This window comes from Rhodococcus sp. MSC1_016, assembly GCF_023667485.2.
Classification (GTDB): Bacteria; Actinomycetota; Actinomycetes; order Mycobacteriales; family Mycobacteriaceae; genus Rhodococcus_F; species Rhodococcus_F oxybenzonivorans.
In genome coordinates this window covers 170,060-185,739 of record NZ_JAMOZI020000002.1, presented here as the reverse complement: position 1 = coordinate 185,739, position 15,680 = coordinate 170,060, and the positions used below count along the sequence as shown (strand labels likewise).

The 15,680-nt window shown below is 63.0% G+C and carries 10 protein-coding genes and 2 pseudogenes; 9 read left to right on the top strand and 3 right to left on the bottom strand.

Annotation, left to right across the window (positions count from 1 at the left end; genetic code table 11):
- The first annotated feature begins 69 nt into the window (after window positions 1-69).
- Window positions 70-3,351 carry an NAD-glutamate dehydrogenase domain-containing protein gene (locus L1080_RS33185; protein ID WP_250775617.1) on the top strand — a complete coding sequence of 1,094 codons (3,282 nt, stop codon included), beginning with the start codon at window positions 70-72 and terminating at the stop codon, window positions 3,349-3,351.
- Window positions 3,352-3,921: 570 nt separating this feature from the next.
- On the opposite strand, the gene L1080_RS33180 is transcribed toward L1080_RS33185, so the two are convergent.
- Window positions 3,922-4,524 carry a TetR/AcrR family transcriptional regulator gene (locus tag L1080_RS33180; protein ID WP_250775625.1) on the bottom strand — a complete coding sequence of 201 codons (603 nt, stop codon included), beginning with the start codon at window positions 4,522-4,524 and terminating at the stop codon, window positions 3,922-3,924.
- A gap of 230 nt (window positions 4,525-4,754) precedes the next feature.
- Between L1080_RS33180 and L1080_RS33175 the strand changes: the two genes are divergently transcribed.
- The 6 genes and pseudogenes from L1080_RS33175 to L1080_RS33150 form a co-directional block, all read left to right on the top strand.
- A complete protein-coding gene (locus L1080_RS33175; protein WP_250775627.1) occupies window positions 4,755-5,546 on the top strand; it encodes a cyclase family protein in 792 nt (263 codons plus the stop codon).
- Window positions 5,547-5,592: 46 nt separating this feature from the next.
- Window positions 5,593-6,525 carry a fumarylacetoacetate hydrolase family protein gene (locus tag L1080_RS33170; protein ID WP_250775629.1) on the top strand — a complete coding sequence of 311 codons (933 nt, stop codon included), beginning with the start codon at window positions 5,593-5,595 and terminating at the stop codon, window positions 6,523-6,525.
- Window positions 6,522-7,763, top strand: a complete 1,242-nt coding sequence (locus tag L1080_RS33165; protein ID WP_250775631.1) for a thiolase family protein — start codon at window positions 6,522-6,524, stop codon at window positions 7,761-7,763. Before L1080_RS33170 ends, L1080_RS33165 begins: the two co-directional genes overlap by 4 nt.
- On the top strand, window positions 7,760-9,274 hold the full coding sequence (locus L1080_RS33160; RefSeq protein WP_250775633.1) for an AMP-binding protein: 1,515 nt from the start codon (window positions 7,760-7,762) through the stop codon (window positions 9,272-9,274). Before L1080_RS33165 ends, L1080_RS33160 begins: the two co-directional genes overlap by 4 nt.
- Window positions 9,275-9,779: 505 nt before the next feature.
- Window positions 9,780-9,911 (top strand): annotated as a pseudogene (locus L1080_RS33155) (transposase); the annotation flags it as partial.
- Between the two features lie 39 nt (window positions 9,912-9,950).
- Window positions 9,951-10,147, top strand: a pseudogene (locus L1080_RS33150) (IS110 family transposase); the annotation flags it as partial.
- Between the two features lie 10 nt (window positions 10,148-10,157).
- Here the strand turns inward: L1080_RS33150 and L1080_RS33145 are convergent.
- Window positions 10,158-11,180, bottom strand: a complete 1,023-nt coding sequence (locus tag L1080_RS33145; protein WP_284708669.1) for an NAD(P)/FAD-dependent oxidoreductase — start codon at window positions 11,178-11,180, stop codon at window positions 10,158-10,160.
- Between L1080_RS33145 and L1080_RS33140 the strand changes: the two genes are divergently transcribed.
- Window positions 11,147-11,641, top strand: a complete 495-nt coding sequence (locus tag L1080_RS33140; RefSeq protein WP_250775647.1) for a MarR family winged helix-turn-helix transcriptional regulator — start codon at window positions 11,147-11,149, stop codon at window positions 11,639-11,641. The two genes, L1080_RS33145 and L1080_RS33140, sit on opposite strands and share 34 nt — an antisense overlap.
- 2,150 nt (window positions 11,642-13,791) lie before the next feature.
- On the opposite strand, the gene L1080_RS33135 is transcribed toward L1080_RS33140, so the two are convergent.
- The gene (locus tag L1080_RS33135) at window positions 13,792-14,109 is read right to left on the bottom strand and encodes a hypothetical protein (protein ID WP_250775648.1); all 318 of its coding nucleotides are present in this window, start codon (window positions 14,107-14,109) and stop codon (window positions 13,792-13,794) included.
- Window positions 14,110-14,383: 274 nt separating this feature from the next.
- Here L1080_RS33135 and L1080_RS33130 point away from each other — a divergent pair, with 274 nt between their 5' ends.
- A complete protein-coding gene (locus L1080_RS33130) occupies window positions 14,384-15,598 on the top strand; it encodes an acetyl-CoA C-acetyltransferase (protein ID WP_250775649.1) in 1,215 nt (404 codons plus the stop codon).
- Window positions 15,599-15,680 lie beyond the last annotated feature (82 nt).

The window sequence follows — 15,680 nt, the reverse complement described above, 5'->3', positions numbered from 1 at the left end:
GCCCGCGGGACGGATCCTTCTCGTTTCCCATCACAACACCCGGCGCCCGGATCTCAACGGAGAGAACCCATGAGCTCGACTACGTCCACGCTCGCACTGTCCCTGCCGAAAGGCTATGTCGAAGAGCAGGAGGAGCCGCCGGTGCCTGACGTCGCCATGCTCGACGGATTGACCGCCGACGCATTCGACCTGCGCGTCGACACCGTCGGACCGAACGAGAACCGGCAATTTCGGGTCACGCTCTACAGCGGAGGCTCGACCGTGTCGCTCGAGCGGGTGCTCAGACTTCTCGGGAGCCTCGACCTCGAGGTCGAGGGTCAGCGGACGTCGGTGTTCCGCCGCGCCGACGGACTGGTGTGCCGGCTCTACGACTTCCGGGTGTCCCCGGGACCGCTCGTCGCGTCCGCAGCGGCGTCGGGATCAGTTAGACCCGAGGCTGTCATGGAGACGTTTCGGGCGATGTGGTCGGGCCGCGCGGAGGCGGATCGGTTCAACGTGCTTGTGCTCGCCGCCGGCCTGAACTGGCGGGAGGTCGTGCTCCTGCGCGCGTACGCCCGCTTCCTGCGGCAGAGTGCTCTGCCTTATGATCAGGGCCGGATCGAAGCGGTCCTACTGGCGCGTCCCGAGTTCGCGTCGGCGCTCGTGGATCTGTTCCACGCGCATTTCGATCCATCCCGTCCCGGTGGTGGCACCTCCCGCGACGACGAGGTCGAACAACGCGCGCGCCGAGTCGAATCGCTGCTCGCAAACGTGGAGGGCCTCGCCGCTGACCGCATCCTGCGCGCCTACTCGGGTCTCGTCGCAGCGACGACCCGAACCAACTTCTATCGGGAGGGTGCGCTCGGTCCGGCTCGTCCCCAGTTGTCGCTGAAGCTCCGCTCCGCCGAGATCGACGAGCTTCCGCGGCCGCGACCGTTCTACGAGGTCTTCGTCTATTCACCGGACATGGAGGGCGTGCACCTGCGATACGGACCCGTCGCGCGCGGTGGGCTCCGCTGGTCCGACCGCCTCGACGACTACCGCACCGAGATCCTCGGACTCGTCAAGGCGCAGGCAGTGAAGAACGCCGTCATCGTGCCTGCAGGCGCGAAGGGCGGTTTCGTCGTGCGCACGCCCTCGTCGACCGGTCTCGAGTGCTACCGGCAGTTCATATCCGGGCTGCTCGACGTCACCGACAATCGTTCGGACACAGCCGAATCGGTTCATCCGAACCGCGTCGTCTGCCGGGACGGCGACGACCCATACCTCGTGGTGGCGGCGGACAAGGGCACTAACACGTTCTCCGACGCCGCCAACGAGGTGGCCCGGACCTACGACTTCTGGCTCGGTGACGCGTTCGCGTCCGGCGGCTCGGTCGGCTACGACCACAAGAAAATGGGCATCACCGCGAAGGGTGCATGGGTGAGCGTCACCCGGCACCTAGACGAACTCGGAATTGACGTCGACCGTGACAGTTTCACGGTCACAGGGATCGGCGACATGAGCGGCGACGTCTTCGGCAACGCCATGCTCGCGAGTACCGGCATCGGTTTGATCGCCGCGTTCGACCATCGCCACATTTTCATCGACCCCACGCCCGTCCGTGAACCGGCTCTGCGGGAGCGCCGCCGGTTGTTCGAGCTGCCGCGATCGTCATGGGCCGACTACGACCGAACCCTCATCAGTGAAGGTGGCGGCGTCTGGTCGCGCGAGAGCAAATCGATACCGGTGAGCAGCCAGATGCGGACGGCGCTCGGACTCGCTCCGATGGTGACCACGTTGACGCCACCGGAGATGATCCGCGCCATCCTCGCCGCCCCGGTCGATCTGCTGTTCAACGGCGGAGTCGGAACGTACGTCAAGGCTTCGTCGGAGTCGCACGCGGACGCGGGTGACAAAGCGAACGACACCCTCCGGATTGATGCGGGCTGGCTGCGTGCACTCGCCATTGCCGAGGGCGGCAACCTGGGTATGACTCCGCTCGCCCGGATCGAATTCGCCCGCGCGGGTGGCCTTGTCAACACCGATGCACTGGACAACTCGGCTGGAGTGGACTGCTCGGACCACGAGGTCAACATCAAGATCCTGCTCGATTCATTACCCCCCGACCGGCGGCTGGACCCGGCCCGGCGCTCGGACCTGCTCGCGGCGCTTACCGATGACGTGGCCGAACTCGTGCTCGCGAACAACCGTGCGCAGAACCGCGTCCTTGGTGACGCCCGGTCGAACGCCCATCGGATAGTGGATGTGCACTCGCGGATGGTGAATGACCTGGTTGATAGGCGCGGTCTGGACTGCGAGCTGGAGGCGCTTCCGAACGCCGAGGGTTTCGCCGAATTGTCGGAGGCAGGGCTCGGACTGACCTCGCCCGAACTGGCGACGCTCCTCGCCCACGCCAAGCTGGATCTGAAGGCGGAACTCGAGCATACGGCCGTCTTCTCCGACGGGTACTTCTCCGAACGGCTCGGCGCGTACTTCCCGGCCGCACTGCGCTCCTTCCTCCCCGTCGACGCGCATCCCCTGCGCCAGGAGATCCTCGCCACCGAGGTTGTGAACGACATCTTCGCTCGCGGCGGGCTCACGTACGCGTACCGGCTACGCGAGGAGACGGGGGCCGGACCGGCGGATGTGGTGCGCGCGTTCGTCATCACGTCGGAAGTGTTCGGGCTCGCGGAACTCTGGTCCGACATCGCCGCCGCGAAGCTGCCGCCGGCGACCGAGTACGAACTGGTGATCGAGGCCCGAAGGCTGCTCGACCGCGCGTCGCGGTGGTTCCTCGCCAACCGTCGTCAGCCGCTGTCGGTGGACGCCGAGATCGAGAGTTTCCGACGCCACGTCCGCATTCATTCCGGCGACGTCGGCGGATGGCTCCGCGGCGCGGAGGCGCTGGCGATGGAGGCCACGCGTCGCTCCTACGACGAGGCGGGTGTCGAAACGTCGATCGCCCGGCGTATCGCGGACGGCCTCTACCGCTTCAGCCTGCTCGACATCGTCGACGTCGCCCGCGAGCTCGGCCACGACGTCGCAGAGGTGGCGAAACTCTACTTCGCGCTCTCCGATCACCTCGGTGTGGATCGGTGGCTCATCAAGGTGTCGGCGCTTCCGCGGGGCGAGCGGTGGCACACCCTCGCCCGGGTTGCGCTGCGGGACGACCTGTACCGCTCCGTCCGGCTCCTGACCCGGGACGTGTTGTCCGCGGGGAAGCCCGGTGATGCACCGACTTCCCAAATTATGCTGTGGGAGAGTACGAATCGGGCCAGAATCGAACGCGCACGCCGCACGTTGGCGGAGATCGACGCCGCATCCACTCACGATCTCGCGTCGCTGTCGGTCGCGGCGCGCCACGTGCGATCGATGGCGGAACTGCACTGAAGCAACAATGACCGGTTACGGTTCGACTATCGGGCGCGTTGCGAGGCGGGATCGAGGCGGGATCGAGGCTAAGGATGTGCATGTGCTCCCCGACTACACACCTGATGTCTAAGTCGGGCGCTGACTCCCACAGCCTGTCGTTGATCGCGCCGCGGAGGTCGACGTCCTCACATGCTGAAACCCTACGCGGACAGAATGATTGAGCGAAGTAATACAAAGGCATCGATACGCACCTCGACTTTGAGGCGCTCCGCGTCGCAAACTGGATGAAGTATGTAGCCGAGCAGGTGCTGGTGGATGCGCAATGGGATGCGATCGCGGAGTGGTTCCCGGCCGTGCGGGACGGCGTGGTCGCCCGTTCGCCGCTGTCCGGTCGATCGTCGAGGGCATCATGTACCGGTATTGGCGTGGGATCGCCTGGCGCGACGTTCCGCAGCGTTCGTCCCCTGGCATACGATCTGGACTCGGCATCGGCGGCCGGCGGCTGACGGAGTCTGGATCAGGTGCTCGAACGGCTTCTGGCCGCGGCCGACTCCTCCGGGATGATCGACTGCCCTAGTGGCGACAATGTCACTCCCTGTTGTAGGACTGCTTCGAATCCTCAAGTCCGCGTCCATAAATAGACTCTAAGGTCGTGACTGCAGCGCGTCGGTCGACACGCTCTGGATCGAGCCGATGTTGGATGTTGATGCCGAGAGTTCCTGCTAGCAAGGCAACAGCTGCGGCCTCGTAGTCAGCAATTGCAGTGACAGATTGCAGATACGTGGCGTAGAAGCGGCGGAGTGTCGCGTAGCTTTCGGCATAGGCCGCGCGGATGGTGGAATCCGGGTGCATCGCCTCGAGCAGAATCGTCGAGAAAATCCGTGCTTCCGGTTGTGACATCATTACAAAGTTAGCCTCGATAAGTGCCTGAACCCCCGGTTCAGGCGCGGCTTCGAGACGTGCGCGCAGAAAGTCCATGCCCCACCGGAACGATTCCTTCACGACAGCCTGAAGGAGGCCGTCCTTTGACCCGAAGTGCCACGACACAGATCCTCGGCTGATGCCCGATCGTGTCGCCACGGCCTGTATTGACATGGCGGCTGAGCCGCCCTCGGCTGCTAAATCGGTTGCTGCAACGATCAGTCGCCGTTGAGTCTCCTCAGAAATCTCCTGCTTTCGTCTTGACGCCATGAACGTTCTCCTTTCAGCAACTTCACCCGCTTAGCGGCGTGACCGGGGTTCCTGCCGATCTCGTACTAGGTTACTCGTCCAATCATTGGACCCCAGTTGGGGTGGGCCCAGGATGGCGAATGGCAGTGCTGCCGCAAACACCACGTGTATTAGGTCAGATAGAAAACCCTTGCCTATGTCGCACGTCCAGTTCTATGCTGGCCGTCCAATAACATGTGGAGGTTGTTACCGTGCCGTTGATCGATCTGACACGCACCCTGGACCCTGCCGATCGTGATCTGTTACCTGACACGTTGCGCGAACTCGCGATCGTGGTGTCTCCCCAGGTCGACTATGCGCACCCCACAGGAAGTGGGAGGGAGGAGTTCGCATCGGCACTGCAATGCAGTGTCGACGATCTTCCCGACGGCGAGGGATGGGGGTCCGAGCGGTTGTCTGATTTCAGCACCCATCTCGGTACCCATATCGATGCTCCGCTGCACTACGGCTCGACGTGCGAAGGAATGCCGTCCCGCACTATCACCGACATTGCTCTGGATGAGCTCTGGTGTGAAGCATTGGTCCTCGATCTCCGCGGCCGATGTGCTGCGAATACGGCCATCTCTGTGGATGCTCTCGACTCGGCGCTGAGTGAGAATGGGGCCCCTGTACCCGCCGGAGGAGCCGTCCTCTTGAGGACGGGACAAGAACGGTTCACCCTCGCTGACCCTGAATTTTTCCAGTATCCAGGGATGAGTAGGGAAGGGACCCTATTTCTGGCCGAGCGCGGCGCCAAGGTGCTGGGCACCGATGCTGCTGGATGGGACCTGAGCTTCGCAGTTATGGCTCAGAAATTCCGTGACTCGGGCGACAATTCGGTCTTGTGGGATGGGCATCGTGCTGGGCGAGAACGTGAAGTGTTCATCGTGCAGCAGATGACCAATCTCGCCGCCTTGCCAGCCTCCGGCTTTCGCGTGGCCTTCTTCCCGATCAAGATCGCCGGCGCGAGTGCGGCTCCCGCGCGTGTTGTTGCATTCGTCTAGCGAAGCCGCGGACCACACTCTTGTTCCACGAAGGAGATGACCAACAATGAAATTGGCTACCGTAACGCATGACTCGTCCGAACAAACCGCGCTCGTGATAGATGACGGGAAACGGCTCGTGATGCTGTCCCGCGCGTACCAGGCGCTGACCGGGCAGAAATCCGCAACCCTGGCGACAATGCAGGGCATCATCGACGGACAGGGGTCTGCACGTCAAGAGCTCGACCGCATCGCGGAGGCACGTCCGGAGGAAGCCATCGTCGACGCAAGCGAGGTGCAATGGCAGGCTCCATTACCTCGGCCCGTGCAGATCCGAGACTTTGGGTGCTTCATGGATCACTTCCGCAATGCGCGTGCCCGGATCCAAGAGATTGCGGTCGAAGAAGTCGAACTACCGGCCATCCAGCTGGAGCGCCCTCTGTACTACGTGGCAAACAGGTTGACCGTCGCCGGACACGGCGCGGTAGTCCGGTGGCCGCGATACTCGACGCTGAGAGACTATGAACTCGAGTTCGCGTGCGTCCTAGGGCGCGGAGGGATGGACATCGCTCGGGAGGACGCCGAAACACACGTCTTCGGATACACCATCTTCAATGACTTCAGTGCGCGGGACACCCAACTGGAAGAGATCTCGACAGGTTTGGGCCTGAGCAAAAGCAAAGACTTCGACAACTCGAACGTGCTCGGACCCTGGATCGTCACATCCGATGAAATTGGCGACCCCTACAAGCTGCAGATGGTCGCGCGTATCAACGGTGAAGAGGTCAGTCGAGGGACGACCGCTGATATGGACCACACGTTCGCCGATGTGATCGCCTTCGCGTCGACATCGACTCCCTTGGAGGCGGGGGAGGTCCTGTGCTCTGGGACTGTCCCCACCGGATGCGGGATGGAGCACGGTCGGTTCCTAGAGCCCGGAGACATTGTCGAGCTGGAAGTTACCGGCCTCGGTATCCTGAGAAACCAGGTGGTCGCGTGACCAGCGACGTGATCGTCCTCGGAGTCGGGGCTACCCCATTCGGCCGCCACCTCGGCTCGACTGTATCGGACCTCGTCGGCCAAGCGACGCGTGAAGCAATGGGCGACGCAGGGATATCCCGCGACACTATCGGGGCAATCTTCTACGCGAACGTCAGCCAAAAGGCCCTCGATCGGCAACATATGATTCCCGGCCAGGTCGCGCTTCGTCCGCACGGATTTGCCGGTGTACCCGTGGTGAATGTGGAGAACGCCTGCGCTGGAGGGGCGACCGCGCTCTGGCTGGCCATCGCCCACATCCGTGCCGGTCTCTCAGATGTAGCGCTGGCTGTCGGGGTCGACAAGCTCGTCAGTGCAGACCCACACAAAAGCCTCGAGGTCTTCGACGGCGCGTTGGATGTGGCGCGTCGTGACGAGGCACTGACTGCACTGACAGAGCTTGCAGCTCCGCTGAGTCCTGACTTGGAGGTTGCGGCTGGCGAGCGATCGGTCTTCATGGAGGTATACGCGGCATTGGCACGGACTCACATGGAGCGATTCGGCACAACCGAGGCTCAACTCGCGGCGGTGTCCGCAAAAAATCACGCTCATTCCGTCCACAACCCTAGAGCGCAGTTCCGCCGTCCGTTCACCGTCGACGAGGTGCTGGCGGCACGACGGGTGGCGTGGCCTCTAACCGTCCCCATGTGCTCACCAGTCAGCGACGGCGCGGCCACGGTTGTAGTAACCAGCGCCGAATTCGCCAGAACCCGCGCGTCCTACCGACACGCTGCCAAGGTACTGGGCAGCGTCCTTGTTTCGGGCACCGACCGCGACCCAGACGACGCCACTAACCACATCGGCCGCCGCGCCGCGCTCACCGCATACGAGCAAGCCGGAATCGATCCCGGCGATGTCGATGTCGCAGAGGTGCACGATGCCACCGCCTTCGGCGAGATACAGCAAGTTGAAAACCTCGGCTTCTGTCCAATCGGGCACGGCGGACCCTGGTCCGCATCCGGGGCCTCCTCATTGGGGGGAATCCTCCCAGTGAATCCGTCAGGCGGCCTCGAATCCCGCGGCCACCCAGTGTCGGCAACTGGGCTAGCGCAAGTATTCGAGCTCGTCACACAACTACGAGGGCAAGCGGGCGACCGACAGGTCCCCGACGCGCAAATCGCGATCGCCGAGAACGGGGGCGGTCTATACAGATACGAGGAGGCCATCGCGGCAGTCACCCTCTTCGGGAGAACTAAATGATCCACACCACCGAATCCAATCTTCATAAGTCCGTCAACTATGCAGACTTGATCCTGTCAGCGCTTCGCCGCCGACCTGACCACATCGCATTTCGCTTCACCGACGAAGGCGGGACCCGCCGCGACCTGACTTATCGAAAGACAGCCGAGCAGATCATCCGCACCGCAGCAGCATTCGGTCGGCTGGGCCTCACGCCGGGCAACGGAATCGCTCTCCTGTCGGGGCCCCGCCCCGAGGCCTTCATCGTCATGGCCGCCGCGTGCCTGGCCGGCCTGCGCTACGTCGCCCTGCATCCCCTCAGCACGGCTGACTCAGACCGAATCATCCTCCAGGACAGCTCCGCAGACCTCGTTCTAGTCGATTCCACACGGTTCCCGGACCGAGCAAACCCAGCCGGCACTCGCGTAGTCACGCTTACCGAACTCGACAACCTCGTCGCCGAAGCCCACCCAGCCGCCGACGATCCACGCGGCCCAGCACTGTACCTGTTCTACACGGGCGGGACGACCGGCGAACCCAAGGGAGTCATGCTACGAGACCGATCACTGGTCGCCAACGCCTGGGCGAGCTGCAGCTGGACGTGGCCACCCCAGACCAACTTCCTAATCACCACGCCGATGTCCCACGCCGCCGGCCTCCTTATCGCACCCGGATTGCTACATGGTGCCAGCTTCGAAATACACGCCACGTTCGACCTAGAAAGGGTCTTCAGGGCCATCGAGAACGACAAGGTCACCGCGTCATTCTTCGTTCCCACTATGCTGTACGCCCTACTCGACCACCCGCGGACAGCCGAGACCGACTTGTCCAGCCTGCGCTGGATCCTGTACGGTGCCGCGCCGATTGACCCCACACGACTCCTCCAAGCACGCAAAGTTCTAGGACCGATCTTGAGCCAGCACTACGGCCAAGCTGAGGCGCCGAACGCGCTGACCGTCCTCGACCCCACAGAACACAGCGACGATCCCGCCGCGCTCGCTAGCTGCGGACGCCCTATGCCCGGAATCGAGATCTCCGTGCGTAATCCCGAAGGGAAGGAAGTTGCTCCGGGTGATCCCGGCGAGCTCTGTGCCCGAGGACCATTGGTAATGGACGGGTACTGGAACAAACCAGAACAAACTGCCACCGCGCTCCGGGATGGATGGCTGCACACCGGCGATGTCGCCCGCGTTGACGAATCGGGCCTCATTACGATCGTCGACCGAATCAAAGACACAATAATCAGCGGGGGATTCAACGTGTACCCCCGTGAAGTCGAGGACGCACTCGGTAGCCATCCTGCCGTTGCCGCATCTGCGGTATACGGACTTCCAGATCATCAGTGGGGTGAAGCCGTGACCGCCGCAGTAATCCTGCGCCCAGGGCACGCTGTAAGCAAAGCAGAACTGTCCGCCCACGTACGAACCGTGAAGGGAGCACTATGGGTGCCAAAGAGGATCGAATTCCGACAGGAGCTTCCCCTGACCGCTCTCGACAAGGTCGACAAAAAGAAGCTTCGTGAACAGGCGTAGACGGCACTCTCGAGCGCCGCCCGCACCTTGCCCGACACACTGCTGCTGATCGCCCGACATGACGACATCGTCGAAGGGCTGCGGATGCTCGCCGGGTTCGACGCCGACCTCGCCGCCGAGGAGAACCGCATCAGCGGCCGCATCTGGTCGGTGCTGCTCGCCGTGCACCCCGCACTCGAGCGCGCAATCGGCGAGCACTTGTACCTGCCCGTTGGCGTTGCGGTGCTCGCCGAGTTCGGTGGCCCGGTGGGACTTGCCGCGACAACCAGTGCCCAGCTTCGTGAGGTCACCAGGGCGGTCGCGCCGCGTATCGGCGACACGGTCGCCGCCTCCATCGAGGCAGCGTTAGAGGAGCAGACGGTCACCGTGCCGGGTGCCGAGAAGGCAGACTTCGTGCTGCGGACGCTGGCGCGGCAGCTTCACCAGGTCCCGAAGCCCGCGCGGCCTCGAGGCCCAGTTCACGGGCGAACTGGGCCGATACCCCGCCAGTCCCATCCTCACCTCCATGCCAGGCGTCGCAGCCCGCACCGCCGTCACCATGCTGGTGGAGATCGCCGACATCGACCGCTTCCACGACGCCGGCCACCTCGCCATCTACGCCGGTGTCGCACCCCACACCCACAGGTCCGGAACGTCCATCCGCGGGGAGCACCGCCAACACAGCGGAAACGCCAGACTCAAACGCGCCATGTACCTTTCGCGTTCGCCTCACTCCGCGAACCTGCATCCCGCGCCTACTACGACCGTAAACGCAGCGAAGGCAAGAACCACCGCGCCGCGCTCATCTGCCTCGCCCGACGACGATGCAATGTTCTCCACGCGATACTCAAACGAGGTGTGCAGTACCGGACATCACTCACGTCGGCTGCTTGAGGCTTGCGACTCAGCGGCGCGTCGAGCGCTCCAAAACATCGTGCTCGAGCAGGGCTCGGTTGACCGCTATCCCGGTCCTGGTCCCCTGCGCCGCAGCATGGATGAGCTGCGCCGGCGAATCCGTGACGTTCCCCGCAGACCACACACCGCCGACCGAGGTTGCGCCAGCGCCGTCGACGTCGATCCATCCCTCGGAGGTCGGTCGGCACCCCAGTTCCCTTAACAGGGCGTCGTTAGGCACGAACTGCGGACCGACGAACACTGCGGATCTGGCCGCAACCCTGTCGTCCTCGATCTGGACGGCGATGTCGTGGCCGACGTGTTCTAGCTTCTTCACCCGGCCGTCGGTCACCGTCACTCCCCAGCGGGTCAGTCGTTCGCGCTCGGCGTGGGTGAGCTCAACCGTATGCGGGAAGAACTCGACGTCAGAGGACCACAGGCGAAGCAGCTCAGCCTGGTGCAACGTGAAGCCGCGGTTTCCGCCACCGATCACGCCGATGCGGCCACCTCGAACCTCGTACCCGTGGCAGTACGGGCAGTGCGCCACACCCTGACCCCACATCTCCCTGACCCCGTCGATGTCGGGGAGGTCATCGCGCAGGCCGGTCGCCACCACCGCGCGGGCTCGATGAACTTCTCCCGTGTCATCCCGGATCGCGAAAGTCCCGTCGGCCATCTTGTGTGCGGACACGGCGACACCCGTCGACCACCCGGCACCGTAGAGCTGTGCCTCGGCGCGCCCCGCCTGCGACAGATGCGCTGGTGGCACACCATCGAGGCCGAGGTAGCCGTGGACGCTGCCGGCTGGTGAATTCCTTGGTCGTCCGGAGTCGACGACACGGACCTTGCGCATCGATCGCGCCAGGAGCGTTGCCGCACTGGCTCCGGCGGCCCCCCTCCGACGATCACCGCATCTAGCATCGTGACGCCACCGGCTTTCGATTGATTCATGTCTGGCACACCAAGTCACTGTCAACGAGTTAACAATCTGGAGAGTGTATGAGCACGCTTCGACAGCGGACCACGCAAGCATGGAGCAAGGCGCGACCGGACCTCGACACGACACCGATGGTTGTCGTCGGACTGGTCAAGGAAATCGCCGCATCACTGGAGCTGTCCGTCGAGCAGGTGTATGCCGATGCTGGTGTGACCACCACCGAGGTTGCACTGCTCGTGGCTCTTCGGCACTCGGACGGCATCACTGCGATCCGGTTGGCGGAGTCGCTCAGCATGACCAGGGCGGGAGTATCCAAAGCGCTCAAAGCTCTGGAGTCGCGCAAAATGTTGACACGCACCGTTAACCCCCACGACCACCGCAGTGCGCTCATCGAACTGACCGACTGCGGCCGGCGCCTCATCGACGATGTATTCGCCGAAGAACTGCGCGTCCATAAGGAACTGCTGGCCAATCTCGGCGAAAGCTACGACCAAGCAATCGCGACACTTTGCACCCTCGCTGACGCCGTGACCCTCAACGAACGCACGTTTGACTAGGAGATAGAAGCACTGGCGCGTGTTGTCGCGCAGTGACGCGCGCCGTGCAGGCATGAACGGCGCAGCGACGGCCGCGTCATTCACCCTGACACAGAACGTGAAGGGCTAATGCTGGGTGGATTTGGCGAGGATCCTTCGCTTGTGCACACAGCGAATCGGGCCGAAGCTAAAGTACGCGCGTCTTCCGGCGACGTAGAGGGAGGGGACTCTCGGCCGTGCCTCTGTATCTGCTGGATGACCGCGACGCAATCGAGTCGTCAGACCGAGTTCTGCATCACTCCGGCGCGCTGAACCGCATCATCGCGACCATAACTTGGTATCAACGACTTTGGAGTCGGGCACCGCACTTTCAGTCCGCCGATAGACAACGGACACCTAGATCACAGATTGCCGGTCGATTTGGGGTAACTGCGTACTGTGTCGCGGTTCTGAATCAAGCACGCACTACCGAGATTCGTACCTGGATACCGGCAGAACTGCAAGCACGCGATTTGCGCTGGTCCTGTCACCGGTCAAGGTGAAAGCGACAAACCCGAACAGCCCGCGCGGAGAATGCCGTAGGGCCTGTCCCGTGCGCAGTTACCGCGCTACTTCAGCCGCGAGCTCAGGACTTCGTGATGAAGGGACAGGCGGCTCTGGCATGGCTCTGCAGTTGTGCAAGTCGCTCTCTTGGGGAGGAGATTAACGGGACAAGCGATTCGAATCCGGTTCTCCACAGCTAGATGGCATCGGGTTCTTCTCCTGCGTGCGTGTAGCTGTCGGTGACACAGTGCTGCGGTCGGAGGCCGACGAGGACGGCGCACGGATGTACTGCTCTGCCGACAGGTTCTCGTCTGCCGTGCATCCCGGATTAGCGATACACGCTCTCATTGCAATCGAGTTGGCAAGGGAGGCGGAACGCGCCATCTCGGTTATCACTCTCATGGGATATGGTGCGCGACCGCGGAGGAGCAACGAGAATAGCGCGATGACGGCATGGATGAACAGTGTGGGCAATGAGTTTCCTTGTTCTTGAGTCTCTGCATCGTCGGTCGGCATAGTGGTGGGGATTTGCGAGGCCAGGGCGTGTCGCGCCAAGATCCCAGAGGGTGGCTCGGAGTTCTACTGCGCGCAGGCCGCCGGCCGGGCCGCCATAATGCCCACCGGCCGGCGGTTCTATGCCCCGCCCAAGCCGTGAGTGGGCGGGCGGGGGAGTAAGTGGGGCACCATGACCTCGATGATGTCGCCCCTTAGCGAGACGTCCCGCGCGGGACGTAAAGGCCGACGAGACAATGACCATTGGCTCGTCAACAGGCGCGTTCCAAATCAAAACAGCCTTGATCAGCAGTCCATCATGAATAGTTCTCTTCTGCAAGGCATCTCCGATCTTTGATGCGCTGAAAATCTCACATTGAACTCGTTGATCCATCCTCTTGTGTGGTGTTGGGTCGTCTGATATGTCGAACGCTGGCGGGGTTCGCATGGCTGGCTCTTGCCTGGGCTGCGAATCGGTCGAGTCCCTCCTTGCGTCGTTGGGCGGTTGGGTGCCGCGCCCTCGCGGACGATGTGGGCGACTACTTGACTGTGACCCAATCGATGGTCTTAACTTGCAGGCAAGAGTGTGGTCGAGTCGTGGTGGCCACGACGTTGGGGGCGCACATGCTGGGGAAGGAACGTATGGAACGAATTCGGTACCCACCGAATGCGGAAAGTGGGCCCTGGAGGTCCAGCTCCTGCGACGGAACCGGGCGAAGCGACTGGTGCGACCTGTTTTCGACGTGATTGCCCAACGTGGCCCGGCAATGCCGTATCTGTGTGCTGGACCTTGGCGATGGAAACCCGGATGGCGGCAAGGGGACGATCCTGCGGGCGGAACCGCTCTGGAATCTGACGAATCCCGTTCAAAAGCGTGTTGATCCACCGCAAGTTCGTATTGCTATAGATGCATTGGGACACTGCGACCATCAACTAGTTGACGTTCTGCGCAGGATCGGATCAAGGAAGTTCGACCTTTGCAACAACATCCTTCGCAATGGTCGCGGTCAGAGGTTTGGTGCGGCTATCCAGAACCTCCCGTACATGTTGGCACTGACGATTGTAGATCGACCGGCCGTTTCGGAATTGGATTGCCAGTTGATTTTGACCAGAAAGCAACTCATATGTCCATCAGTTCATATGTCGCTGCGGGTGATTCGAGTGACAGCGATGGTGGCGAGACGCTCGTGGCGCAGCTGAAGGCGTACCGTATCGAACGACGCCGTCGTGTCGAGTCGAAGCTGCGATCCGCGAACAGGGACGTCGCGCCGCAGGATGAAGACATGCTTGTCACGTTCGCCGGTCGATGGGCGCCATATGGTGGAGCGCCTGACGAGGAAGTCTTCATCAACTTTGGAATGGCGATGCACCGCTTCCGGGAGAAGCTTCGCGAGGCTGTCGTGGCAGGCTTTTGTGATCCGCGAACCGCGGACTACCTGATAGACGTCTACCATCTTTCCGATCCGGACACAATTCAGGAATCGCCTCAGGCGATAGCAACGGACAGTGTCGAGTCTCTGCCGAGCGCTCTAGACAGCCGTAATAGCAGTCGTGTCGGTCGAAATACGCGTACTCACAGGGCTAATGCCCAAGCCGTCTAGCATCACCGCCAAGCTCATTCCGGAAGGCAGTCAAAGCAGGACTGCGCTGCTCGACGTCATTTTCTGAGTGACCGCACGGGGCAGTGCCTTATCTTTGTCCGTTCATAAACTGAGTTTGGGAGCATTCATGCCCGAGGCTGTCATCGTTTCCATCGCCCGTTCCCCGATCGGTCGCGCCATGAAGGGATCGCTCAAGGGCATGCGCCCGGACGACCTGGCCGCGCAGATGGTGCAGGCGGCACTGGACAAGGTGCCCGCCCTCGATCCCACCGACATCAACGACCTGATCCTGGGTTGCGGGCTGCCCGGCGGTGAGCAGGGCTTCAACATGGGCCGCAACGTTGCCGCCCAGCTCGGCTACGACTTCATTCCCGGCACCACCATCACCCGCTACTGTTCCTCGTCTTTGCAGACCACCCGCATGGCGCTGCACGCGATCAAGGCCGGCGAGGGTGAGGTGTTCATTTCCGCCGGCGTCGAGACCGTGTCCCGGTTCACCGCGGGCAGCTCCGACTCGCTGCCCGACACCCAGAACCCGCTCTACGCCGACGCGCAGGCCCGCACCGAGAAGCTGGCCCAGGGCGGGCAGACCTGGGTCGATCCCCGTGAGGAGGGCCTGGTCCCGGACACCTACATCGCGATGGGCCAGACCGCCGAGAACGTCGCGCAGATCACCGGCATCACCCGCGAGGAGCAGGACCGGTGGGCGGTGCGCTCGCAGAACCGGGCCGAGGCGGCCATAGGCAGTGGTTTCTTCGAGCGGGAGATCACCCCGGTGACGCTGCCCGATGGCACCGTGGTGTCGAAGGACGACGGCCCCCGCGCCGGCACCACCTACGAGGCGGTCAGCCAGCTCAGGCCGGTGTTCCGGCCGGACGGCACCGTGACCGCCGGTAACGCGTGCCCGCTCAACGACGGCGCCGCCGCCCTGGTGATCATGTCCGACACCAAGGCCAAGGAACTGGGGTTGACCCCGCTGGCCCGGATCGTGTCGACCGGGGTGTCCGGTTTGTCGCCGGAGATCATGGGGTTGGGTCCGATCGAGGCCACCAAGCGGGCCCTGGCCATCGCCGGGATGGGTATCTCCGACATCGACCTGTTCGAGATCAACGAGGCGTTCGCGGTGCAGGTCCTCGGGTCGGCGCGGGAACTCGGCATCGACGAGGACAAGCTGAACGTCTCCGGCGGTGCGATCGCTCTCGGTCACCCGTTCGGCATGACCGGTGCCCGGATCACCGCGACCCTGCTGAACAACCTGCAGTCCAGCGACAAGCAGTTCGGTGTCGAAACCATGTGCGTCGGCGGTGGCCAGGGCATGGCCATGGTCCTCGAACGGCTGTAGTCGGCTGCGCCACCCGTGCGCAGTCCGCGAGAGCCGTACCTGCATAGAGTATTGGCAATGAGGATGGAACGGATCTTCTGCT

Bases quoted from the DNA above. Each gene is read 5' to 3' on its own strand.
- L1080_RS33145 (WP_284708669.1), bottom strand. From the start codon at position 11,180: ATGCTTGCGTGGTCCGCTGTCGAAGCGTGCTCATACACTCTCCAGATT.
- L1080_RS33170 (WP_250775629.1), top strand. From the start codon at position 5,593: ATGAAATTGGCTACCGTAACGCATGACTCGTCCGAACAAACCGCGCTC.
- L1080_RS33185 (WP_250775617.1), top strand. From the start codon at position 70: ATGAGCTCGACTACGTCCACGCTCGCACTGTCCCTGCCGAAAGGCTAT.
- L1080_RS33140 (WP_250775647.1), top strand. From the start codon at position 11,147: ATGAGCACGCTTCGACAGCGGACCACGCAAGCATGGAGCAAGGCGCGA.
- L1080_RS33160 (WP_250775633.1), top strand. From the start codon at position 7,760: ATGATCCACACCACCGAATCCAATCTTCATAAGTCCGTCAACTATGCA.
- L1080_RS33130 (WP_250775649.1), top strand. From the start codon at position 14,384: ATGCCCGAGGCTGTCATCGTTTCCATCGCCCGTTCCCCGATCGGTCGC.
- L1080_RS33135 (WP_250775648.1), bottom strand. From the start codon at position 14,109: ATGGTAGACGTCTATCAGGTAGTCCGCGGTTCGCGGATCACAAAAGCC.
- L1080_RS33180 (WP_250775625.1), bottom strand. From the start codon at position 4,524: ATGGCGTCAAGACGAAAGCAGGAGATTTCTGAGGAGACTCAACGGCGA.